Genomic DNA, 21,741 nt, shown 5'->3' with positions numbered 1-21,741 from the left:
CTGCTCAAATGTTGGCAGGACGCGCCCACCGGGATGGGCGGACGCCAGCTGGAAGGAACCGACATGGCAGACTCGACCGTTCGAGGCACGGGTGCTCCTCCCACGATCCGCGACGTCGCCGAACTGGCAGGCGTGGCAACATCGACCGTCTCCAGGGCACTCTCCAACCCGGGGCGTGTGAACCGGATAACCCGGGAACGGATTGAGCAAGCGGCGGCGACCCTGAACTATGTGCCGAGTTCGCAGGCCAGGGGGCTCAGCTCAGGGCGCACCAACGCAATTGCCCTGCTTGTCCCAGACGTAACCAACCCCTTTTATTTCGACATCATCCGCGGCACCCAGAACCAGTTGAAAGCTGCCGGATACACCCAGTTGCTGGTGGACACGGAGGAATCGGCAGAGATGGAGGCAGACACGCTCAAGAAGATGCAGCGGACCGCTGACGGATTTATTCTGGCTGCCTCCAGGCTCACCGATACCCAGTTGGCTGCGGCGGCTTCATCCCAGGCGATTGTCACGATCAACCGTTCGTCCTCCAATGCACCAACCGTCATGATCGATACGCCCGGGGCAATCGTCCAAGCAATCGACCACTTGTCATCCCTCGGCCACACCAACATCTGCTACGTCGGCGGCCCGGCGTCGTCGTGGTCCAACGCCAAGCGATGGAAAACCTTCGAGGACGAAAGCCGCGAACGTGGATTGAACACGTCACGAATCGGCCCCTTTGCTCCCAAGACCACGTCCGGAGCCGCGGCTGCAGACGCAGCTGCGCGGACGGGAGCTACCGCATGCATCGTGTTCAACGACCTCCTGGCCATCGGAATGCTCCAGCGGCTGAGGGAGCGCGGAATCCGGGTTCCCGAGGACATGAGCATCGTGGGCTGCGACGACATCTTCGGCGCCGACTTCTGCAACCCGCCCCTGACGACCATCGCCTCGCCGATTGAGCAGGCAGGCCGGGTGGCTGTCTCCATGCTGCTGGCCCAGCTGGATCCCTTGCATGCTGGTTCAAGCCGGCGGCTTGCAGTCATGCCCACCCACCTCACCGTCCGCCGCTCCACCGGCCCGGCACCCAAGTAGGTCGCAGCAGAGCGCGTTTAGCGGGCTCAAAACGCGCACAACTGCGACTTAGTTGGGCAACGGGAGGCGAAATGGTTGAGCGGTCACAACTGCCCTGACTAGTGTTGACCACATGCGCGAACTCCAGGCCAAGATCATCGAGGAAATGGGCGTCCAGCCCCGGATCACTCCAGCAGAGGAGGTGCGCAAGCGGGTTGCCTTCCTGAAGGACTACCTGAAAGCCACGGGTACCAAGGGCTTCGTCCTGGGCATCTCCGGCGGACTCGACTCCACGCTGGCCGGCAAACTCGCCCAGTTGGCGGTGGAGGAACTGGAAGCCGAGGGCGTCGACGCCAACTTTGTGGCAGTCCGGCTCCCCTACGGTGTCCAGCACGACGAAGACGACGCCCAGGCAGCGCTGGACTTCATCAACGCCAAGACCGAGTGGACCTTCAATATCTCCAATGCCGTGGACGGCTTCGAGGATGAGTTCAAGAAAACCACTGGCGCAGAAATTTCCGACTTCCACAAGGGCAACACCAAGGCCCGCGCCCGCATGATCGCCCAGTACGCCCTGGCGGGCGAGCACAACTACCTGGTGATCGGCACGGACCATGGCGCCGAGTCGGTCACGGGCTTCTTCACCAAATATGGCGACGGCGGTGCAGACATCCTGCCGCTGTTCGGCCTGAACAAACGGCAGAACCGCGAACTCCTGGCGGAACTGGGCGCGTCGGCCCGCCTGTGGCAGAAGGTTCCCACGGCAGACCTCCTGGACGACAAGCCTGGGCGCACGGACGAGGACGAGCTCGGCATTACCTACGACCAGATCGATGATTACCTCGAAGGCCGCGACGTTCCCGACGGCGCCGCCGAGCTCATCGAGCAGAAATACCTCCGGACGCGCCACAAGCGCACGGTACCGGTCACCATCTTCGATACCTGGTGGAAATAGCCACCAGCCTCCCAAAACCGCGACGGCGGGTGCGGACTTAGCGATAAGTCCGCACCCGCCGTCGGGCGTTAACGACCCTCTCTCACCTAAAGCCCTTTCCAGCCGGACCCTCTCTCACCTAAAGCCCTTTCCAGCCGGACCCTCTCTCACCCGTCTTGACGACACGATAGTTACCGATATATCGTTAACTATCGCCGATACTCCATCGGTGAACCCTACCGAAAGGACGATGCTGTTATGAAAGGCATCCACGAACACGAACACCACTCTCCCGAACAAGGTCCGGGCTTCCCCGGCCGCGGACGGTTTGGCCGCGGCCGAGGACGTCGGGGTCCCGGCGGTCACGGCGGCGGATTCGGCCCAGGCTTCGGTCCGGGATTTGGACCCGGCGGCTTCGGTCCCCGCGGCTTTGGTCCCGGCGGACCGCGCCGCAACCGCGGCGACGTCCGCGCGGCAATCCTGTCGCTGCTGGCCGAATCCCCATCGAACGGCTATGGCCTGATCAAGACCATCGCGGAGAAGACCTCCGGCGCGTGGCGTCCCAGCCCGGGATCCGTCTACCCGACCCTGCAGCAGTTGGTCGATGAGGACCTCATCACCGCTACGGGCGAGGGGCGGCGCACCGAGTTCACCCTCACCGAAGCCGGCCGTGAATACGTGGCCGAGCACGAAGAGGAACTCGCCAACGCCTGGAACACGGGCGTGGACGGGACCGACCACGAGTTCCACCAGAGCATCGGGAAACTCATGGGGGCCATCCACCAGTTCCGCGCCACGGCCACCGAGGAACAGCGCAAGGCAGCCATCGAGAAGCTCGATGAAACCCGCCGGGCGCTGTACCTGATCTTGGCCGACTAGTACCGCACTCATCCCCTTGACCTTGACGTAACGTCAACCTCTACTGTCAAAGGACAGGCACGGGACGGAGGACGGATGGACTGGTCAATCCAGGAAATCGCAAGGATGGCAGGAACCACCAGCCGAACGCTGCGTCACTACGACGACATCGGGCTGCTCAAACCAAGCCGGACCGGACATAACGGCTACCGCTATTACGACGGTCCGGCCTTGGTTCAGCTCCAGCGCATTCTCCTGCTGCGGGAGCTCGGGCTCGGGCTGCCGGCGATTGCCGAGGTCCTGGTCCGGGAAACGGACACCGTCAAAGCCCTCAGCGGCCATCTGGAATGGCTCGGGCAGGAACAGGACCGCTTGGCCAGGCAGATCGCTTCCGTGCGGCAAACCATCGAGACAATGAAAGGGGATGGAAAGTACATGGCACAGGACATGTTTGACGGCTTCGACCACACTCAGTACAAGGACGAGGTAGAGGAACGATGGGGCAAGGACGCCTACGCCGCGAGTGACGCGTGGTGGCGTGGCATGAGCCCTGACGAAAAGCAGGAATGGAAGGACCGTTCACAGAAGCTTGGCAGCGACTGGATTGTGGCCGCTTCCTCAGGGGCGTCACCCGACAGCGCGGAGGCCCAGGATCTGGCCCGGCGGCACGTTGAATGGCTGCGCGGCATTCCGGGAACTCCCTCGGCAGCGCCCGGTGGAGATGCGAAGGGGTATGTTGTGGGCCTCGGCGAGATGTATGTTGCTGATCCCCGTTTTGCGGCCAACTACGGAGGGGAATCGGGGGCTGCGTTTGTGCGGGACGCGTTGCGGTTTTACGCGGAGGCGAACCTTTAACGAAGCCCAGCTAATTACAGCCTTGTAATTCGGACGACTAGAATCCCTGGGGGCGTTTTCCCAAAAGCGCCCCCGCCGGCCGTTGACTCGCGGCCTGATGTCATGAAAAGGGGATTATTTTTGCCGGCTTTGCCCACACACGTCCTATCCGGTTGGCGACGCCCAGGCGCCCTTGTCCTGGTGGTATCGCTGGCCTTCTTATTGGGAAGCTGCGCGCCCGGCCCGGTCGAAGCCACTGGCGTTCGTGGAGCCTCACAGGCACTCGATACCCTGACAACCCTCCCTATCAAGGGTCGCGCCCCGAAAACGGGATACGACCGCGACCAGTTCGGGCAAGCCTGGGCGGACGTCGACCGCAATGGATGCGACACCCGGAACGACATCCTCAAACGTGACCTCACAGCCGTCAGCTACGTCAACAGCGTCCCCTGCAAGGTCAAAAGCGGTACCCTCGCCGACCCTTACACGGCCAAGACCATCGCCTTTGTCCGCGGCACCACCACAAGCTCAGCTGTACAAATCGACCATGTGGTGCCCCTCAGCGACGCCTGGCAAAAAGGGGCCCAGCAGCTGAGCTTCGAAAAGCGCACCGCCCTGGCGAACGATCCGCTGAACCTGCAAGCCACCGATGGGCCCACCAACCAGCAAAAGGGCGACGGCGACGCCGCCACCTGGTTGCCGCCCAGCAAAGCCTTCCGCTGCGAATACGTTACGCGGCAGATCTCCGTGAAGGCCGCTTATGGCCTCTGGGTCACGCAGGCTGAACACGACGCCATGGCACGGATCCTCGGAGATTGCCCGGCTTAGGTGACCCGGGAAGTGAAGGGACCACAGCGTGGATCTTTTCACCTAGTCCTCGAAGTGAAAAGATCCTTATTCACACAGCAGCCAAGGCCCCCTAAACAAACGCCGACTTCCCCGTCACAGCCCGGGCCACGATCATCGAGTTGATCTCGTAGCTGCCCTCGTACGTGTAAAGAATCTCCGCGTCGCCGAAGAGCTTGCCCATTTCGTAGTCCGTGGTGATGCCGTTGCCGCCCAGCAGGGAGCGTCCCATTGCCACGGATGAACGGGCCAGGCGGGTGGTGGTCGCTTTGGCCATCGCCGCCTGGACCATCTCCAACTTCCCGGCCTCCTGGATGCGGGCCAGTTCCACCATCAGGGACAGCGATGCGTGGGCGTTCCCCAGGATGTCCGCGAGTTGCTGTTGGACCAACTGGAAGCGCGCCAACTCCCTGCCGAACTGGAAACGGCTCAAGGCATATGACCGGGCGACATCGAAAGCGGCCAACTGGATCCCTGCAGCCTGCCATCCAACCCACGCCCGGGAGTCGCGCAGGAGGTCGTTGGCCCGGGAAAACTCGGTGGCGCCAGGCAGCAGGTTGTCCAGGGGGACGCGGACCTCATCCAAAACAATGTCGGCATTCTGCATGATCCTCAGGCCGATCTTGTGCGAGATCTTGGTGGCGGAATACCCGGGCCGGTCCGTCTCAACGATGAAGCCTTTAACGTGCCCGTCGGCCTCGTCGCGCGCCCAGACCAACGCGAAGTCGGCAATCGTGCCAGCCCCGATCCAGCGCTTGGCACCGTTGATGACCCATTCACCGCCGTCGCGCCGCGCCGTCGTCGAGAGTCCTCCGGCGATGTCGGACCCATGATCCGGTTCGGTCAGCGCAAAGGCGCCCAACTGGGTGAAGGCTTCGAGGCCCGGCAGCCAGCGCTGCTTCTGTTCGGACGAGCCCAGTTCATGGATCATCCCGACGATGAGTTCATTGTGGATCCCCACCAAGGCCGAGAGCGAAACATCGGCCCGGGCGACCTCTGTGTACATGAGACCTTTAAACAGCTTCGACGAACCATCCGTCTGCAGCCTGCCAAGCCCGAACTTGGCCATGTCGGCGAGCAGGCCATAAGGGAATTCTTCCCTGTTCCAGTAGTCGATACTGGCGGCCCGCACGTGCGATTGGAGGAACTTGCGCACTTCAACGTAGCGCGCGTGTTCCCCGGCAGGGAGCAGGTCCACTACGTGCATCAGGTCCGCCTCCGGGTAAGGAGGGAGGACATTTTTGCTGCTTGCCCCGTTGGCGGCTCCGCTTGTGGCAGTGCCGGCTTTTTCGTCGAGCATGTGACCCCTTCGTCATGTCCCGCGCAGGCTCTTCCAAACCCTTGGATGTCCTAGTATATTGCAAGGTGATGTGGATCACTAGGGCGGCGATGCCCCAGCGAAAGGCGGACTATGACAGTCACTGACGACTTCCGTGCGGCCCGCGACCGCTTGCTCGAGCTTCGGGAGGACTATCGGCAGGCCCACAGCGAATTCCAGTGGCCTCGCTTCGAACACTTCAACTTCGCCCTGGACTGGTTCGACCACCTCGCAGCAAACCCGGCGCGAATGAACCAACCCGCACTGGTCATCGTGGAGCAGGACGGCAGCTCCACGCGCCGCAGCTACCAGGAACTGTCACAGCGTTCCTCGCAGCTGGCCAACTGGTTGCGGGACCAGGGCGTCCGCCGTGGCGACCATATGATCATCATGCTCGGCAACCAGGTGGAACTGTGGGAGCTCATGCTGGCCGGCATCAAACTCGGCATCGTCATGATCCCCACCACCACCCTCATGGGCGCCCGCGATCTGCAGGACCGGGTGGAGCGTGGCGGCGCCTCGTGGGTCGCCGTCGGCAGCGCCAACATCGGCAAGTTCGACGACGTCGAGGGCACCTACACGCTGATTGAAGTCGGCCAGGAAGCCACCAGCAAAGCGGCAAAACAGTATAAAGATTCTTACGACGCCGGCACTGACTTCACGCCCGACGCCCCCACCCGCGCGGATGAGACGCTGCTGCTCTATTTCACCTCCGGCACAACGTCGCGGGCCAAGCTCGTGGAGCACACGCATACCTCCTACCCCGTAGGCCACCTGTCCACGATGTACTGGATCGGCGTGGAACCCGGCGATGTCCACCTCAATGTCGCCTCCCCTGGCTGGGCCAAGCACGCGTGGTCCAACGTCTTCACGCCGTGGATCGCCGAGGCCTGCGTCTTCATCTACAACTACGAGCGGTTCGACGCGAAAGCCCTCATGGAACAGATGGACCGCGAAGGCGTCACGAGCTTCTGCGCCCCGCCCACCGTGTGGCGCATGCTCATCCAGGCAGACCTGACGCAGCTTAATAATCCGCCGCGGAAGGTGGTCTCCGCGGGCGAGCCCCTGAACGCCGAAGTGATCGGCCAGGTCGAGGAAGCCTGGGGCGTCACCATCCGTGACGGCTTCGGTCAAACGGAAACCACCGTCCAAATCGCCAACACTCCGGCCCAGCCGGTCAAGATCGGTTCCATGGGACGCCCCCTCCCCGGGTACGACGTCGTCCTGGTGGACCCGGTCACCGGCCAGGAAGCCGACGACGGCGAACTCTGCTTGCGCTTGGACCCACGGCCCGTGGGGCTCATGAAGGGCTACTTCGGCGATGAGGCGAAAACGGCGGAAGCCTTCCGCGACGGCTACTACCACACCGGCGACATGGCCAGCAGGGACGTTGACGGTGTCATCACGTACGTAGGCCGGGACGATGACGTCTTCAAGTCCTCGGACTACCGTTTGTCGCCCTTCGAACTCGAAAGCGTCCTGATCGAACACCCCGCAGTGGCGGAGGCCGCCGTCGTACCTTCTCCCGACGCGGTCAAGCTGTCGGTGCCCAAGGCATTCGTGGTGCTGTCCGCCGGCTATGAACCCGGCCCGGCGGTCGCCGAGGACATCCTCCGGTACGCCCGGGAACACCTGGCACCCTTCAAACGGATCCGCAGGATCGAATTCGGGGAACTGCCCAAGACCATTTCCGGCAAGATCCGCCGGGTCGAACTGCGCGGAACCGAGGTGGCCCGCCACGGTGCCGGCCCGCTTCCGGCGGGCCTCGGCGTCGAATACACGGAGGAAGAGTTTCCGAATCTGAAAGACTAGGCACCCACCACGGAAAGGACGTACATGGGCACCCCGCTCCCCCGCGACCCCATCGCCGACGCCCAACGCAACTGGGAACGGCATGGGTGGGGCGATGTCGCGGCTCCCATGGCAGCCATCACCGCAATCATGCGGACCCAGCAGATCCTGCTGGCCCGCATCGAGACGGTGCTCAAGCCGTTCGGCCTGACGTTCGCACGGTATGAACTTCTGGCCCTGCTGAGCTTCGCCCGCAGCGGTGCGCTGCCCATGAACAAGGCGAGCGCCCTGCTGCAGGTGCATCCCACGTCGGTGACCAACGCGGTCGACCGCTTGGAAAAAGCCGCGCTGGTGGCCAGGTCACCCCACCCTACAGACGGCCGCACCACGCTGATCGAACTCACCCCGGAGGGCCGCACCCTCGCAAAAAAGGCGACGGCGGCGCTCAACACCGAGGTTTTCGGCAAGTCGGGATTCAAGGACGACGACGTCGATCACCTCATCCGCGTCCTCGGCGCCTTCCGCAGGGATGCCGGAGACTTCACCGGGGAGTAGCGCTGGGCGGCTCGGCGCTGCGGCGGGATACCAGGACGGGACCGGCGGCGTGATGCATGACTGCATGCGCGGTTGACCCTATGGTTCCTTTGATGAGTCCGTGCCCTTTGGTGCCGACCACGACGATCCGGGCGTCCTTCGCGGCCTCGAGGATCGCCCGCGGCGTCGAGTGGTCGACCAACAACTGTCCGGAAACCTCCACGTGCGGCACCTCCCGGCGTGCCTTGAGTACTGCTGCGTCGATGAGTGCTTCCGCTGCCGGGTAGGCGTCCACGGGGTCCCGCAACCGCCGGTAGCCGGACGGCTCGTGAACGACGTGGACGATCTTTAGGGTGGCGCTTTCGGCTTCCGCCATGGCGCACGCGTCCTCGAGGGCCGTCGGTGAACCTGCATCATCGATCGCCACCACTACGGGGCCATCAGGATGCTCAACGGATCGGATGACCGCCACCGGGCAGGAGGCGGTGGCCGCCATCTCCAAGCTGACGGATCCGATGAGCAAACCCATGAACCCGCCGATTCCCCGGCTGCCCAGGACCAGCATGTCCGCGTCGGCTGACATCCTGGCCAAATGGTCCCTCGGCAAGCCATGGAGCAGCGTGGTGTTCACCTCCAGTGCGGGCGCCGCGTCTTTTGCGAGCTCCCGGCCCTCCTGCAGGACAAGCTCGGCCGCCCGCTCAAGTCCGCTGTCGGCCACACCGGGGACCGGAGCGAGATCGGGGGCGACCAGAATCCATAGGGAGCAGTGCACCAGATGCAGTGGACGCTTCCGCAGCAGCGCTTGGTTGGCAGCCCAGGACACGGCCAGCTTCGCTTCTGTGGAACCGTCATATCCAACGACGATGGGTCCGGACTCCGTCATGGGCCCGAGCTTACGCGGGCACGGAGACAGGAACCAGTGCCGGTTGGCCTCGCAACTTCTTCGCGTCTCCTAGGTCAGGGCCACCCTGCGCCCTGTCCGTCTCTTATGCTGGTTCAGTCCCCCTACGCCGACCACCATGAGGAGCACCCAGCCGTGGGCTTTGCCGAAGACCTAAGGACCAGCTGCGCCGCTGACTGGGAAGCCGCCATGCATCACGCCTTTGTGGACAAGCTGCTGGATGGCAGCCTTTCGGACCACCACCTGCGCCACTACCTGGTGCAGGACTACCAGTTCTGCGATGCCTTCACTGCGCTGCTGGGCCAAGCTGTGGCGTCGGCCCCTGCCCTTCCGTCGCGGCTGGTGTTTGCCGGCATTCTGGGCGCCTTCGCCTCGGATGAGAACACGTACTTCCAGGACTGTTTCGATGAACTCGACGTGCCTGCCCATGACCGTACCGCTCCGGTCCTTGGCCCGGCAACGGCCCAGTTCGACGCACTGATGAGAAGTGCCCTGGCAACGCGCTCGTATCCGGATGTGCTGGCGGTGCTCCTGGTGGCCGAGTGGCTCTACGGTGACTGGGCTGCACGGGCCGGAGACCCCGCGAACTGGCCTGTGCAGGCCAAGCATTCCGAATGGATCCGGCTCCACAACAATCCCGGGTACAACGCCTGGGTGGATTGGCTGCGGGCAGAGTTCAATGCCGTGGAACCGGGTGATCCGGCGGTTCGCGATCGGGTGGCGGCAACGTTCCGCGAAGCCGTCCGCCTGGAGCGGGCGTTCTTCGACGCCGCGCTGGCGCCGGCAGCTGTTTAGTGCTGCCGGCGTCCGGGCCGCTCCTTGCCAGAGCTACGCGTAGGTTGCCGTGAAGGCGAAAATGAGTGCAGAAACCAAGGACAGGACGCCGATCCCGTAGCCGACGGCCAGCGCGCCCACGGCAAGGGGCCGGCCGCGCTCACCGCGCTCCTGGATCTGGTTGAGTGCCACATGGCCTGCACCCACCACGAATACGGCAATGACTGCCATGCCCGCGAAGAACAAGCCCACCAGGGCCAGGACCGCCATTGCCGCTGCGACGATCGCAAGACGATTGACTTGCTGGGCCGAAACTTCGACCTGACCGGCCGGAACACTCTCCGTTGACATGTTCTCTCCCCCTTTGTCGGTGGCCTTGAGTCTATCCGCCCCGGGGACGGATTCCGTGCAGGAACTACCGGGACAGGAACTACCGGGACAGGAATTACCGGTGCTTGAAGGCGGGCTCGCGTTTCTCCATGAACGCCGCCATTCCTTCCTTTTGGTCCTCGGTGGCGAAGAGTGAGTGGAACACCCGGCGTTCGAAGACCACGCCTTGGGCGAGGCCCATCTCGAACGCGGCATTGACGGCTTCCTTCGCCACCATGGCTGCGGGTTTGGACTTCGAAGCAATGACTTCCGCTGCCTTCAACGCTTCGTCCACAACTTCCGCGGCGGGCACCACCCGGGAGACCAGGCCCGAACGCTCAGCCTCCTCCGCGTCCATGAAACGCCCGGTCAGGACCATGTCCATCGCCTTGGCCTTGCCCACAGCCCGGGTGAGCCGCTGGGAACCGCCCATGCCCGGGATCACACCCAGGTTGATCTCGGGCTGCCCGAATTTGGCGTTGTCGCCGGCGATGATGACATCGGCCATCATGGCCAACTCGCACCCTCCGCCCAACGCAAACCCGGAGACCGCCGCAATGATGGGTATGCGCAGGCGCGTCAGGTCCTCCCAATGGCGGAACCAGTCGGCCACGTACATCTCCATGTAACTGTTGGAGGACATCTCCTTGATATCGGCACCGGCGGCGAACGCCTTCGCGGACCCCGTGATCACCACGGCCCCAACGCCGGGGTCACGGTCCATGTCCGTCACCGCCGCAACGAGCTCATTCATGAGCGCCGTGTTCAAGGCGTTCAAAGCCGACGGCCTGTTCAGCGTCACCAGGCCAACCCGGCCCCGGCGCTCCACCAGGATGTTCTCGAACGTCATACTCTCCCTCTCAGCAACCAAAACTTACGAAGACTTGTCGCGGATGTCGGTAATGATGCCGGAGAAGTCCCGCGCGGCGCCCTCTCCGGCAGCAAAGGCATCGTAGATCCTGGACGCCAGCGGCCCCATCTCCGCTGCGACACCCGTACTTTCCAACGCATTCACTGCCAAGCGCAGGTCCTTGGCCATCAAAGCGCCGGCAAAACCGGGTTGGTAGTCACGGTTGGCCGGACTCGTAGGCACGGGACCGGGAACCGGACAGTTGGTGGTCAACGCCCAGCACTGCCCGGACGCATTGGACGCAACATCGAACAGCGCCTGATGGGTAAGGCCCAGTTTCTCGCCCAGGACAAAGGCCTCGGCAACAGCGATCATGGACACCCCCAGGATCATGTTGTTGCACACCTTCGCGGCTTGGCCGGCTCCGTGGTCGCCGCAGTGGACGATCCTCTTGCCCATGTGTTCCAGGAGCGGCCTGACGGCGTCGAAATCCCCGGACAGCGCTCCCACCATGAAGGTCAGGGTTCCGGCCTCGGCGCCCACTACCCCACCGGACACGGGAGCATCCACAGACCGGTGCCCCGCAGCGACGGCCAGGGACGCTGCCTCGCGGGCCTCGTCCACGTTGATGGTGGAACAGTCGAGGAAGAGGGTGTCCGGCTGTGCAGCCGCAAGGAGCCCTGGACCCTCGACGCCCCGGTACGCGTCCAGCACATGCTTGCCGCTGGGCAACATGGTCAACACCACGCCCGCGTCCCGCACGGCATCGACCGCCGATTCCGCCATGGGGATCCCATGGTCCTTGGCCGCTTCCACGGCGGCCGGCACAGGGTCGTAGCCGATCACCTCATGCCCTGCCTTGATCAGGTTGGCCGCCATGGGACCGCCCATGTGGCCGAGGCCCAGGAAAGCGATGAGTCCCGTGGCCGACCTCGCTGCATTCTCTGTCATGATCGTCTCCCTCAACTCGACTGGACTGGACTTGGCGCAAGCCCCAGTTCACGGTCGCCAAGCGGCGCGAAATAGCCCTCGACGTCGGACGCCGCCACCTCGGCGAGGGTGGCCGGCTTCCATTGCGGATTGCGGTCCTTGTCCACCACCTGGGCACGGATCCCTTCCCGGAAGTCCGGACCCGAGAGGCAGCGGAGACCCACCCTGTACTCCTGGTCCAGGGCTTCTTCGAGGGAGAGCCCCCGCACACGCCGCAACGATTCCAGGGCGACCTTGACCGACGTCGGGGATTTCCCCTCGATCGTGTCCGCGGCTTCGGCCGCGTCCCCACCGGCACTGCGCAGGCGGTGCACGATCTCCTCGGCGTCGCCGCCTGCGTAGCAGGCATCGATCCAGTCCCGTTGCGCCTCCAGGGGTGAGTCCGGCGCGGCTTGGGCAAAGCGCCCGACGGCGGCGTCCGCCGTCGAGCTTTCCAGCGCTTGGGCAAGTGCCGGAAGGCTTCCGGACGGCACGAAGTGGTCCGCAAGTCCGAGGAACAGTGCATCCGCCCCGGTCAAGTGCGCTCCCGTCAGGGCGGCATGGGTTCCGGTCTCCCCCGGTGCACGCGACAGCAACAGGGTGCCGCCGACGTCGGGCACGAAACCGATGGTTGTTTCCGGCATGCCGGTACGGGTCCGTTCGGTGACCACCCGGACCGATCCGTGGGCCGAAACGCCCACCCCACCACCCAGCACCAGCCCGTCCATGAAGGCAACGTAGGGCTTGGGGTAGTTGGCAATCAGGGCGTTGAGCCGGTATTCATCAGCCCAGAAGTCTGCCGTGGCCGAACCGCCGTGCAGCATGTCCTTGTAGATGGCCACGATGTCACCGCCGGCGCAGAGACCGCGGTCGCCGGCACCGCGCACCAACACCGTGGCAACGGAGTCATCATCAGCCCAGGCAGCCAACTGCTGCAGCATGGCTTTCACCATGCCCGCATTGAGGGCGTTGACTGCCCGGGGCCGGTTGAGCGTCACGGTGCCCAGATGGCCGCGGCGCTCAAAGAGCACTTGGTCTTCTGCCTGTTCGGTGGAAACTGTTTCTCCCATCAGCTGCCTGCCGGCATCACGAAGCTGGCGCCCTGGCGGATGCCGGAGGGCCACCGCGAGGTGACGGTCTTGGTCTTGGTGTAGAAACGGAAGGCGTCGGCACCGTGCTGGTTGAGGTCGCCGAAACCGGATGCTTTCCACCCACCGAAGGTGTAGTACGCGATCGGCACCGGGATGGGGACGTTGATGCCCACCATGCCCACTTCCACCCGGCTGGCGAAGTCGCGGGCGGAATCGCCGTCGCGGGTGAAAATGGCCACGCCGTTGCCAAACTCGTGCTCGCTGCAGAGCCGCAGAGCCTCGTCGTAGTCAGCCGCCCGCAGGACACTGAGCACGGGACCGAAGATCTCTTCCTTGTAGATCTTCATGTCCTTGGTGACATTGTCGAAGAGTGTGGGGCCCACCCAGAACCCGCCGTCATAGCCGTCAACGGTCAGGCCGCGCCCATCGGCGACGAGCGTGGCGCCTTCATCAACGCCGGACTGGATGTATCCCTCGATCCTTTCCTTGGCCGAGGCGGCCACGACGGGCCCGAAGTCCACGTCCTTGTCCAGGCTGTGGCCCACCTTCAGGTCCTTGACCCGTTCACCCAGCTTGGCTACCAGCGCATCGGCCGTCTCCTGGCCCACAGGTACGGCCACCGAGATGGCCATGCACCGCTCACCGGCGGAACCGTACCCGGCACCAATCAGGGCGTCGGCAGCCATGTCGAGGTCGGCGTCGGGCATGATCACCATGTGGTTCTTTGCCCCGCCGAAGCACTGGGCCCGCTTGCCGTGCGCAGCGGCGGTGGCGTAGATGTACTGGGCAATCGGCGTGGAACCCACGAAGCCGATCGCCTTGACCCGCGGGTCCTCGAGGAGCGCGTCCACGGCTTCCTTGTCACCGTTGATCACGTTGAAGACGCCGTTCGGCACCCCGGCTTCGCTGTACAGCTCGGCCAGGCGCAAAGGAACGGAGGGGTCGCGTTCGGACGGTTTAAGGATGAATGCGTTGCCGGCGGCGAGCGCAGGTCCGGACTTCCACAGCGGAATCATGGCCGGGAAATTGAACGGGGTAATGCCCGCAACCACCCCGAGTGGCTGACGGAGCGAATGGACATCGATACCCTGGCCTGCGCTGTCGGAGAATTCACCCTTGAGCAAGTGCGGGGCACCGGCGGAGAACTCCACCACCTCGATGCCGCGCTGGATATCGCCCTTGGCGTCGGCAAAGGTCTTGCCGTGCTCCGAGGACAGGAGCCTGGCGAGTTCGTCCATGTTGTCGTTGACCAAATCAACGAACTTCAGCAGTATCCGGGCACGGCGCTGGGGGTTCATGGCAGCCCACTCGAGCTGGCCCTTCTCCGCATTCGCTACCGCGTTGCGAACCTCGTCCGCGCTGGCCAACGGAAGCCGGGCCTGGACCTGGCCCGTGCAGGGATCGTAGACGTCGCTGAAACGGCCGGACGTTCCGTCCACCCGTTGGCCATCAATGTAGTGGGAAAGTTCGCGCACCATGGTGAATGCTCCTTTGCATCGTGAATGACTGCCGTTCCCGGGGTGCTGGGACGTGGCGGGAACACGTGACCAACTGTGATCCAGGTCATCTCTGAACCTGAATATACTCGGACTTCCTACTAAATTCCAGAGGGGCATCCGGCAGCGGCGGGCAGGCCTCAATGGACCTCGCGCAGCTCCTTGTAGGCATCCAGCGCGTCCTGGCGGGAGGTCTTGAGGTCCACGATTTCGGCGGGGTAATCAGGCGTGCCGAACTCCGGAATCCAGTGCGCGATGTACTTGCCCTGCGGGTCGAACCTGGTGCGCTGTGCCTCAGGATTGAAGATCCGGAAGAACGGTGAGGCATCAGCACCTGAACCGGCCACCCACTGCCAATTGGCCGGATTGGACGCAGGGTCGGCATCAACCAGCGTGTCCCAAAACCACTGCTCGCCGAGCTGCCAGTGAATGCCAAGGTTCTTCACCAGGAAGCTCGCAGCGACCATGCGGACCCGGTTGTGCATCCAGCCCGTGTGCCAAAGCTGTCGCTGCCCGGCATCCACCATGGGAAACCCGGTGAGGCCCTTCTGCCAGGCTTCGAACTCCTCGGGCGCGGACTCATGGCCGGGATGCTTGCCATCGGAGGAACTGCCGGAAGCTCCCGGCCATGCCCACGGAAAACGGTCGAACTCGGTTCGGAGATTGGCCGTGGCCAGGGTCGGGTTGTGGAAGTACTGGTGCCAGCAGAATTCCCGCCAACCAAGCTCGGAGGCGAAAATCGTGGCGCTGTCCGAGCGCTTGGTGCCCAAGGCGTGCCAGACCTCGAACGGGCTCAGTTCACCCCAGCGGAGGTAGGGCGACAGGGAACTGCTGCCATCAACATCCGGCCGGTTGCGTCCGTCCTTGTAGCCGGACAGGCCGTTGGCCACGAAGTCCCGGAGCCGCCGGTGACCGGCATCCGAACCGGGCGTCCAGCGCTCAGTCAACCCCCCGGACCAGTCGGGCCTGGTGGGCAGGAGGTGCCAGGAATCCAGGTCGTCATACGCGGGAAGCTTGCCCCCGTAACCATGCCCCTTGGCCGGGATGGCCAACGGTTCACGGAACTCCTGGGCGGACACCGCCCGCCAGAAGGGCGTGAAGACCTTGTACTGCCCGCCGGTCTTGGTAGTGATCTTCCACGGCTCATGGAGCAAGGAGGCCTGGAAGCTCTCTACATGCAGCCCCTCGTCCCCCGCCCAGGCCTTGATCCCTGCGTCGATGGTCCGTTCCACTTCGCCGTACCGCCGGTTCCAGTACAGCGCGCCCGCGCCTGCCGCCGTCGTGGTTTTCCGCACGACCTCCGCGGCCGGTCCACGCCGCAGCAACAAAGGAATCCCGAGTTTGTCCAGATCCTCGCGCAGCGCCGCCAGGGAGTGGTGCAGCCACCACTTCGCGGCACCGCCGTGCGGACGGATGCCGTGCGATTCCTCGTCCAGGACGTACAGGGCCACTGCGGCGCCATCATCGACGGCGGCGCGCAGGGCCGGGTTGTCGCGGACCCTGAGGTCGTCACGGAACCATACGATGGACGGCTTCACTTGAGCCCCTCTTCCAGGTTGAATACAGAAAGTGCCCTTACGAACGAATCATAAGGGCACTTTCTGTAAACATTCCGACTAGCTGAGGGTGGAAACCGGCCCATCCTGTTCAACCACCAGCAACGCCGGGGTGGGAACCTCCAGGGCACCGGCTACGGGAACGCTGTTGACCACGTAGTCCCGCGCAGCCTCGCCCATCATGCGAAGTCCCGGGTAGTAGCGCAGACCGTCACGCTTGTCATGCTTGACGCCGCTGATCCGGACTGCGGTGCGGAAGGCACTGTCCGGGATGGGAACCTTGTTCCCCAGCAAGCACCAACTGATGTACAGGCCATACAGGGCTTCAAAGCCCAACCCGTCTTCGCTGTCTTCTTCGTAAATTACGGAATCGCGCAGGAACGCATGAATCTGGGAATCTGTCATTGCAGAGGCCTCCAGCCATCAAAAGGGCCGCCGGTCTGCATCAGCGAGGTAGTGCTCTTCCCCACTATAGACCCCTTTCCACCGCCCGGCTGGCCCGCGGAGATGAACTCCGGGTACAGAGGTCTGGTATCCGCTGCCGGCACGGCGTACCGTCAACTACATCCCGCTGCACGCCGTTGAAGGAGCCCCCCGTGGCCGGATGGAATACTGACACGGCCGCCGGCCCCTTGGGTTCCGGTACGGTGACGCTCGTGGAGGGCTCGTCGTTTTGCATCTCCACGGCCAACGGGGACATTCGCCCAGGCCTGCCCCACGGTGTCTTCCATCTGGACACCCGCATCCTGTCGCGCTGGGAAATGACCATCAACGACCAGCCCCTGGAACCCCTGGCCGCCGAAACCCAGGAACCATACCGTGCGCTGTTCGCTTGCCGCGTACCGGGGCCCGGTGGCTACTCGGACAGCCCCCTGCTGGTGGAACGGCGCCGGGAGGTTGGGGCCGGGATCCTGGAGAAGGTTACCGTCCACAACTACTCCGCCAAGCCCACGGAATGCCGGATCACGTTGTCGGTGGAAGCCGACTTTGCGGACCTGTTCGAGGTCAAGGAAGCCCGGGTCACCCGCGAGTGGAAGGAAACCCGCCGGATCGACGGTGACTCCCTGGAAATCCGGGGACAGTGGGAAGGCGTGCGCAAAAGTGTGGTCATCAGGGCCGAAGGCGGCGGTGCAGGAGCGAAGGCCCTGGGCTACAGGATCACCGTGCCGCCTTTTGGGGAGTGGAACGCACGCCTCAGCGTGGTCCCGACGGTCGACGGCACCGGCACGGCCCTTCCTTTCGGGCATCCGGACCGGGACGGGCTCTCCCCCAGCGACCGCCGAAGGCAGGAATGGGTGGCCAGGATCCCGGTCCTCCAGATGGGCAACCGGTCCATCCAGCGGACCCTGCGCCGGAGCTACGAGGACCTGGGCGCTTTGCGGATCCAGGATCCCAACCACCCTGACCGTGTGGTGGTGGCCGCCGGTGCGCCCTGGTTCATGACCCTGTTCGGCCGCGACTCGCTCTGGGCGTCGGAAATGGCGCTGCCTGTGGATCCTTCCCTGGCGCTGGGTACCTTGCGCACCCTCGCGGAACGGCAGGGCACCGAGGTCAATGAGGACACCGAAGAGGAACCGGGCAAGATCCTCCACGAGGTCAGGCTGGATGTCACCAGCGGGCAGGCACTGGGCGGGAGGTCCGCTTACTACGGCAGCGTGGATGCCACGCCGCTTTTCGTGGTGGTGCTCGGCTCCGTCAGCCGCTGGGGCTTCTCCAAGGAGACCATCACGGCGCTGCTGCCCAATGCGGACCGGGCGCTGGACTGGATCCGCCATTACGGGGACCGTGACGGGGACGGCTTCGTGGAGTACGGCCGGCCCAACCAGCATGGGCTCATCAACCAGGGCTGGAAGGACTCATGGGACGGCATCAACTTCGCCGACGGCACCCTCGCAGAGGTGCCCATCGCCCTGGCGGAGGTCCAGGCCTATGTGCATGGCGCCTATGTGGCACGCGCCTGGATGGCTTACGACGACGGCGACACCGCCTTGGCGGCCGACCTCCAGGAACGCGCGGACCGGCTGAAGCAAAGGTTCAACGAGGAGTTCTGGTTGCCGGACCGGGGCTACTTCGCCGTAGCGCTGGACCGGGACAAACGGCCGGTGGATGCGTGCGCCTCCAACATGGGCCACTGCCTGTGGTTTGGTTTGCTGGATGAGGACAAGGTTCCATCCGTGGTGGAACATCTGATGTCCAAGGAAATGTTCAGCGGTTGGGGCGTGCGGACCCTGGCCAGCAACATGGCCTGCTACAATCCGGCCAGCTACCACAACGGATCAGTATGGCCCCACGATAACGCCCTGATCATGTCCGGCTTGCTCCGGTACGGGTATGTGGAGGAAGCCCAGCGGATCGGCACCGCCCTCCTCGAGGCGGCCGAGTACTCCGGTGGCCGGCTTCCCGAGCTCTTCTGCGGCTTCGACCGCGACAGGTTCATGGAACCGGTGCCCTACCCCACCGCCTGTTCGCCGCAAGCATGGGCGGCCACCACGCCCATCCACGTGATCACCAGCCTGATGCGGTACGACACCCACATCTCGCAGGGCGGGATCTGGCTGGACCCGGTGCTGCCGGAGTCCTTCGGGGACCTGCACATCAGCAACGCCCCCATGGGAGATGCCCGCATCACGATCGACGCCTCCGGAATGCAAGCGACGGTGCAAGGCATTCCGGAGGGTCTCACGGTTCATCACGGGCAGCGGCCCTGGATGTCCGAGCTCGTGGAGCGGGCCCGCTTGCGGGAGCCGGACAGGTAGGCCGCCAGCTACTGGATGGCAGCAGCAGTTACTGGATGGCAGCCTTCAGTTCCTTGGCAGCCAGTTCCGGGTCCTCGGCGCTGTAGATGGCGCTTCCGGCAACAGCAACGTCAGCACCTGCCAACTGCACGGATCCGATGGTGGAGGCGTTCACTCCACCGGCCACGGAGAACGGAACACGGGCTTCCTCGCCGGCGTTCAGCAGGGTGCGCAGGTTGTAGCCAGGCTGTGCCTGCTCGTCCAGGCCTGCGTGGAACTCGATGAACTTGGCGCCCAGTGCACGGGCTTCCTTGGCCCGGGATACCTTGTCGGCAACACCGATCAGGTCCACCACGATGCCCTTGTTGTGGGCCTTGGCTGCGGCGACGGCACCGGCAATGGTGGAATCGTCGGCGGTGCCCAGCACGGAGACGAGGTCGGCTCCGGCCTTGAACGCGATGTCAGCCTCGAGCTCGCCGGCGTCCATGGTCTTCATGTCCGCGAACACGATCTTTTCCGGGTGGGCTTCCTTGATGGCGGTGATGGCGGAGAGGCCCTCGGCCTTGATGAGGGGCGTACCCAACTCGATGATGTCCACGTACTCGGCGACCTTGCCGGCCAGTGCCAGGGCATCTTCGGTGGTGAGGAGGTCCAATGCAACCTGCAGTTTCATGTTTTCTTCTTTCTGGTGGTGTTGGTTGTTGTGCACAGCACGGGTAAAACGAGGACGCCTACTCGAGGTTGGCGTGGCGGAGCCATAGCTGCTCAGCCGGCTCGTCTGTGGTGTCCCAGAGGGTTTGGAACACCGTCTCGGTGGCCAGGAACAGAGACTGCTCAAAAAGGCTCCCGGAGTATTGGCGGGTGATGGCGGATCCGTGATCCGTCTTGCGTGCCGCCGGGATAACCACCACGGCACCGGCCAGGCCGGCCAGCGGCGAGTCCGGGTCGGTAGTCACCGCCGCGACCTCTGCTCCGGCGTCGCGGGCAGTCTGGGCAGCCTTGACTACCCCGGCCGTGGTTCCCGATCCCGACGCAACCAGCAGGAGGTCGCCCGAGGTGATGGCCGGCGTCGTGGTGTCACCGGCCACGTGCACCGTCAGTCCGAGGTGCATCAAGCGCATGGCAGCCATCCGCAGGACCAGCCCGCTCCGCCCGGCGCCGGCCAGGAAGACACGGTCCGCGCCCTTGATCCGGTCGGCCAGGACTGCCAGTTCCCGGACATCGATCTTGCTGGTGGTGTCCAGGATTTCCTTCTGGATGAGGGAAAGGTTCAGGGCGGCCTGATCGGTGGTTCCGGTCAGGGACGGCGACTCTGCCGTTACGTCCATACGTGCTCCCTTCTCAGGTGGTAGATGGGCCGCTTCTGCGGCCTGATACCAGTTTTCAGGTATCTGCGGGTAGGTAATACGCTGAAAAAGAGCAGTAATACCTATCCGTTCGGGTAGTCAGGGCGCGCCGACAGCCGGTACCGTTCTTCCATGACCATCACTGCTGCGCCTTCTGCCCTGCTGTCCACGGGACTTCCCTGGCAACTGCTGGACCACATCACGGCAGTTGTGCAGGCCCCCCTCCTGGGCATCGCCGGGAGCCTCCGCGCCGCTGTCCAGCCGTTCATGGCAAACAGTGCCCTGGTGATCTTCACCGAAGACTGCACCGGACGGCCCCAGAAGAAGGCCGGCGACGAGGCAATCATCGGGCGGGTCACCATCGCGGAGCTGGAGCGCCTTCGTGCCGGGGTTCCGGACGGGAAAGCGTGGACAGGGCGGGCGGAGATCGGGGGCATGGAACGGGACGTTCTCGCCCTGAAATACCAACCCAGCGGGGCCTTGCTTGTGCTCACGGACCCCGGGCACGTACAGGCAGGGCAGCCTCCGGCGGAACAGCTTCCCGCAGCACAGCCCAAACAGCATGTCAGTGGGCAGCTGCGCATTGTGGAGTACCTGTGGTGCCTCGCAGCCGCCCGCATCCAGGAAAAGGTATCGGATGCGCCGCCGTCGTACCTTTTGGAATCCCGTGCCGCCTCGGCCGAGCGGCTGCGGGTCACAGCGGAGCTCGTGGACCAGCACTCAACCACGCTGGAAACGGTGCTCGCTGCCCTGCGCTCCACAGCCTTGGACGACAAAGCCGCCCGCACCGCAGTGACGGACATGACCGCCAAAGCATTGGTGGGCCTGCGCACACTGAACGACCGCACCAGCGACCTCGCGGAGGAACCCGTAAGCACTGCGTTCGCGCGACTGCGGGAGGATCTCCGGCCGTTGATGCGGTTCAGCAACATCGATACCCAGTTCATCGAACCGCCGGCCAACGGCAGGGCACTGCCGGGAGAAGTTGCCCACGCCGCCAGGGCTGTAGTGCGGGGACTGGTGTTGGCGATCGCGGAGCAGCCTGATGTGCGGCGGGTCCGGGTCCAGTGGGACTGCGACGGAGAAAACCTGCTGGTCAATGTCCGTGACGACGGCCGCGGCGACCTCTCCCCAGACGCCCCCACCATCGACCGGCTGCGGCAAAGGGTTCAGGCGGTGGACGGACGCATGGGCATCGACGTCATGCAGGGGTGGGGAGCGGACATCTCCGTAGTCCTGCCCCTGGATCCTCCCGGGTTACCGGGCAAGGACGTAGCTGCATGGGGACTGGCGCAGAGGGAGCTCGAGGTTCTGGAGCTCCTGGCCGCGGGACACAGAAACCGTGCCATCGCTGCTGCCTTGAACATCAGCGAGAACACGGTGAAGTTCCATGTGCGGAACTTGTTCAGGAAGTTGGACGTCCGGTCCCGCACTGAGGCCACGGCAATGGCCCACAGTGCGGGAATCCGGTAGTCCG

21 protein-coding genes are annotated in these 21,741 nt (G+C 64.3%); 10 read left to right on the top strand and 11 right to left on the bottom strand.

Annotation, left to right across the window (positions count from 1 at the left end):
• The first annotated feature begins 63 nt into the window (after positions 1–63).
• The 5 genes from ACUYMZ_RS03630 to ACUYMZ_RS03610 all read left to right on the top strand — a co-directional run bounded on the left by ACUYMZ_RS03630 (position 64) and on the right by ACUYMZ_RS03610 (position 4,516).
• Positions 64–1,083: a LacI family DNA-binding transcriptional regulator gene (locus tag ACUYMZ_RS03630; protein WP_442423322.1), complete on the top strand. Its 1,020-nt coding sequence runs from the start codon at positions 64–66 to the stop codon at positions 1,081–1,083.
• 112 nt (positions 1,084–1,195) lie between these two features.
• Complete coding sequence (gene nadE / locus ACUYMZ_RS03625; RefSeq protein WP_442423321.1) at positions 1,196–2,017, top strand: ammonia-dependent NAD(+) synthetase; 822 nt, start codon at positions 1,196–1,198, stop codon at positions 2,015–2,017.
• A gap of 237 nt (positions 2,018–2,254) precedes the next feature.
• Positions 2,255–2,875 (top strand): PadR family transcriptional regulator, encoded by a 621-nt coding sequence (locus ACUYMZ_RS03620; protein WP_481602124.1) that lies wholly within the window; start codon positions 2,255–2,257, stop codon positions 2,873–2,875.
• Positions 2,876–2,950: 75 nt separating this feature from the next.
• Positions 2,951–3,709, top strand: coding sequence for a MerR family transcriptional regulator (locus ACUYMZ_RS03615; protein WP_481602123.1), 759 nt, complete (start codon positions 2,951–2,953; stop codon positions 3,707–3,709).
• Positions 3,710–3,889: 180 nt separating this feature from the next.
• Positions 3,890–4,516 carry an HNH endonuclease family protein gene (locus ACUYMZ_RS03610; protein ID WP_481602122.1) on the top strand — a complete coding sequence of 209 codons (627 nt, stop codon included), beginning with the start codon at positions 3,890–3,892 and terminating at the stop codon, positions 4,514–4,516.
• A 91-nt stretch (positions 4,517–4,607) separates the two neighbouring features.
• Here the strand turns inward: ACUYMZ_RS03610 and ACUYMZ_RS03605 are convergent, their stop codons facing one another.
• Entirely contained in the window at positions 4,608–5,834 is a 1,227-nt protein-coding gene (locus tag ACUYMZ_RS03605) for an acyl-CoA dehydrogenase family protein (RefSeq protein WP_481602121.1), read from the bottom strand.
• A gap of 111 nt (positions 5,835–5,945) precedes the next feature.
• Between ACUYMZ_RS03605 and ACUYMZ_RS03600 the strand changes: the two genes are divergently transcribed.
• Positions 5,946–7,664: an AMP-binding protein gene (locus ACUYMZ_RS03600; protein ID WP_481602120.1), complete on the top strand. Its 1,719-nt coding sequence runs from the start codon at positions 5,946–5,948 to the stop codon at positions 7,662–7,664.
• 24 nt (positions 7,665–7,688) lie between these two features.
• A complete protein-coding gene (locus ACUYMZ_RS03595; protein ID WP_426005665.1) occupies positions 7,689–8,198 on the top strand; it encodes a MarR family winged helix-turn-helix transcriptional regulator in 510 nt (169 codons plus the stop codon).
• Here the strand turns inward: ACUYMZ_RS03595 and ACUYMZ_RS03590 are convergent.
• On the bottom strand, positions 8,185–9,060 hold the full coding sequence (locus tag ACUYMZ_RS03590; protein WP_481602119.1) for a universal stress protein: 876 nt from the start codon (positions 9,058–9,060) through the stop codon (positions 8,185–8,187). The genes ACUYMZ_RS03595 and ACUYMZ_RS03590 overlap by 14 nt on opposite strands.
• 153 nt (positions 9,061–9,213) lie before the next feature.
• On the opposite strand from ACUYMZ_RS03590, the gene ACUYMZ_RS03585 reads away from it, so the two are divergent.
• A complete protein-coding gene (locus ACUYMZ_RS03585) occupies positions 9,214–9,873 on the top strand; it encodes a TenA family protein (RefSeq protein ID WP_481602118.1) in 660 nt (219 codons plus the stop codon).
• 33 nt (positions 9,874–9,906) lie between these two features.
• On the opposite strand, the gene ACUYMZ_RS03580 is transcribed toward ACUYMZ_RS03585, so the two are convergent.
• From ACUYMZ_RS03580 to ACUYMZ_RS03550, 7 genes are all read right to left on the bottom strand, one after another.
• Positions 9,907–10,203 carry a hypothetical protein gene (locus tag ACUYMZ_RS03580; RefSeq protein ID WP_481602117.1) on the bottom strand — a complete coding sequence of 99 codons (297 nt, stop codon included), beginning with the start codon at positions 10,201–10,203 and terminating at the stop codon, positions 9,907–9,909.
• Positions 10,204–10,297: 94 nt separating this feature from the next.
• The gene (locus tag ACUYMZ_RS03575) at positions 10,298–11,071 is read right to left on the bottom strand and encodes an enoyl-CoA hydratase (RefSeq protein WP_481602116.1); all 774 of its coding nucleotides are present in this window, start codon (positions 11,069–11,071) and stop codon (positions 10,298–10,300) included.
• Between the two features lie 24 nt (positions 11,072–11,095).
• A complete protein-coding gene (gene mmsB, locus ACUYMZ_RS03570; protein WP_481602115.1) occupies positions 11,096–12,022 on the bottom strand; it encodes a 3-hydroxyisobutyrate dehydrogenase in 927 nt (308 codons plus the stop codon).
• 11 nt (positions 12,023–12,033) lie between these two features.
• Positions 12,034–13,110, bottom strand: a complete 1,077-nt coding sequence (locus ACUYMZ_RS03565) for an enoyl-CoA hydratase/isomerase family protein (RefSeq protein ID WP_481602114.1) — start codon at positions 13,108–13,110, stop codon at positions 12,034–12,036.
• Positions 13,110–14,609 carry a CoA-acylating methylmalonate-semialdehyde dehydrogenase gene (locus tag ACUYMZ_RS03560; RefSeq protein WP_426005645.1) on the bottom strand — a complete coding sequence of 500 codons (1,500 nt, stop codon included), beginning with the start codon at positions 14,607–14,609 and terminating at the stop codon, positions 13,110–13,112. Before ACUYMZ_RS03560 ends, ACUYMZ_RS03565 begins: the two co-directional genes overlap by 1 nt.
• Before the next feature lie 158 nt (positions 14,610–14,767).
• Positions 14,768–16,165, bottom strand: coding sequence for a cryptochrome/photolyase family protein (locus ACUYMZ_RS03555; protein ID WP_481602113.1), 1,398 nt, complete (start codon positions 16,163–16,165; stop codon positions 14,768–14,770).
• Positions 16,166–16,243: 78 nt separating this feature from the next.
• On the bottom strand, positions 16,244–16,588 hold the full coding sequence (locus ACUYMZ_RS03550) for a hypothetical protein (RefSeq protein WP_442423311.1): 345 nt from the start codon (positions 16,586–16,588) through the stop codon (positions 16,244–16,246).
• Positions 16,589–16,779: 191 nt separating this feature from the next.
• Between ACUYMZ_RS03550 and ACUYMZ_RS03545 the strand changes: the two genes are divergently transcribed.
• The gene (locus tag ACUYMZ_RS03545; protein ID WP_481602112.1) at positions 16,780–18,939 is read left to right on the top strand and encodes an amylo-alpha-1,6-glucosidase; all 2,160 of its coding nucleotides are present in this window, start codon (positions 16,780–16,782) and stop codon (positions 18,937–18,939) included.
• Positions 18,940–18,967: 28 nt separating this feature from the next.
• On the opposite strand, the gene hxlA is transcribed toward ACUYMZ_RS03545, so the two are convergent.
• On the bottom strand, positions 18,968–19,591 hold the full coding sequence (hxlA, locus tag ACUYMZ_RS03540; RefSeq protein WP_481602111.1) for a 3-hexulose-6-phosphate synthase: 624 nt from the start codon (positions 19,589–19,591) through the stop codon (positions 18,968–18,970).
• Between the two features lie 58 nt (positions 19,592–19,649).
• Complete coding sequence (hxlB, locus tag ACUYMZ_RS03535; RefSeq protein ID WP_426005639.1) at positions 19,650–20,246, bottom strand: 6-phospho-3-hexuloisomerase; 597 nt, start codon at positions 20,244–20,246, stop codon at positions 19,650–19,652.
• A 150-nt stretch (positions 20,247–20,396) separates the two neighbouring features.
• On the opposite strand from hxlB, the gene ACUYMZ_RS03530 reads away from it, so the two are divergent.
• Positions 20,397–21,737, top strand: a complete 1,341-nt coding sequence (locus tag ACUYMZ_RS03530) for a helix-turn-helix transcriptional regulator (protein WP_481602110.1) — start codon at positions 20,397–20,399, stop codon at positions 21,735–21,737.
• The last annotated feature ends 4 nt before the right edge of the window (positions 21,738–21,741 follow it).

Source organism: Arthrobacter sp. T572 (assembly GCF_056780115.1).
Note: the sequence above shows the minus strand (reverse complement) of the source record. Positions and strands in the feature narration are given on the sequence as shown.

Coding starts and splice junctions, on each gene's coding strand:
- ACUYMZ_RS03630 (WP_442423322.1), top strand. CDS start 64: ATGGCAGACTCGACCGTTCGAGGCACGGGTGCTCCTCCCACGATCCGC.
- nadE (WP_442423321.1), top strand. CDS start 1,196: ATGCGCGAACTCCAGGCCAAGATCATCGAGGAAATGGGCGTCCAGCCC.
- ACUYMZ_RS03620 (WP_481602124.1), top strand. CDS start 2,255: ATGAAAGGCATCCACGAACACGAACACCACTCTCCCGAACAAGGTCCG.
- ACUYMZ_RS03615 (WP_481602123.1), top strand. CDS start 2,951: ATGGACTGGTCAATCCAGGAAATCGCAAGGATGGCAGGAACCACCAGC.
- ACUYMZ_RS03605 (WP_481602121.1), bottom strand. CDS start 5,834: ATGCTCGACGAAAAAGCCGGCACTGCCACAAGCGGAGCCGCCAACGGG.
- ACUYMZ_RS03600 (WP_481602120.1), top strand. CDS start 5,946: ATGACAGTCACTGACGACTTCCGTGCGGCCCGCGACCGCTTGCTCGAG.
- ACUYMZ_RS03595 (WP_426005665.1), top strand. CDS start 7,689: ATGGGCACCCCGCTCCCCCGCGACCCCATCGCCGACGCCCAACGCAAC.
- ACUYMZ_RS03590 (WP_481602119.1), bottom strand. CDS start 9,060: ATGACGGAGTCCGGACCCATCGTCGTTGGATATGACGGTTCCACAGAA.
- ACUYMZ_RS03580 (WP_481602117.1), bottom strand. CDS start 10,203: ATGTCAACGGAGAGTGTTCCGGCCGGTCAGGTCGAAGTTTCGGCCCAG.
- ACUYMZ_RS03575 (WP_481602116.1), bottom strand. CDS start 11,071: ATGACGTTCGAGAACATCCTGGTGGAGCGCCGGGGCCGGGTTGGCCTG.
- mmsB (WP_481602115.1), bottom strand. CDS start 12,022: ATGACAGAGAATGCAGCGAGGTCGGCCACGGGACTCATCGCTTTCCTG.
- ACUYMZ_RS03565 (WP_481602114.1), bottom strand. CDS start 13,110: ATGGGAGAAACAGTTTCCACCGAACAGGCAGAAGACCAAGTGCTCTTT.
- ACUYMZ_RS03560 (WP_426005645.1), bottom strand. CDS start 14,609: ATGGTGCGCGAACTTTCCCACTACATTGATGGCCAACGGGTGGACGGA.
- ACUYMZ_RS03550 (WP_442423311.1), bottom strand. CDS start 16,588: ATGACAGATTCCCAGATTCATGCGTTCCTGCGCGATTCCGTAATTTAC.
- hxlA (WP_481602111.1), bottom strand. CDS start 19,591: ATGAAACTGCAGGTTGCATTGGACCTCCTCACCACCGAAGATGCCCTG.
- hxlB (WP_426005639.1), bottom strand. CDS start 20,246: ATGGACGTAACGGCAGAGTCGCCGTCCCTGACCGGAACCACCGATCAG.
- ACUYMZ_RS03530 (WP_481602110.1), top strand. CDS start 20,397: ATGACCATCACTGCTGCGCCTTCTGCCCTGCTGTCCACGGGACTTCCC.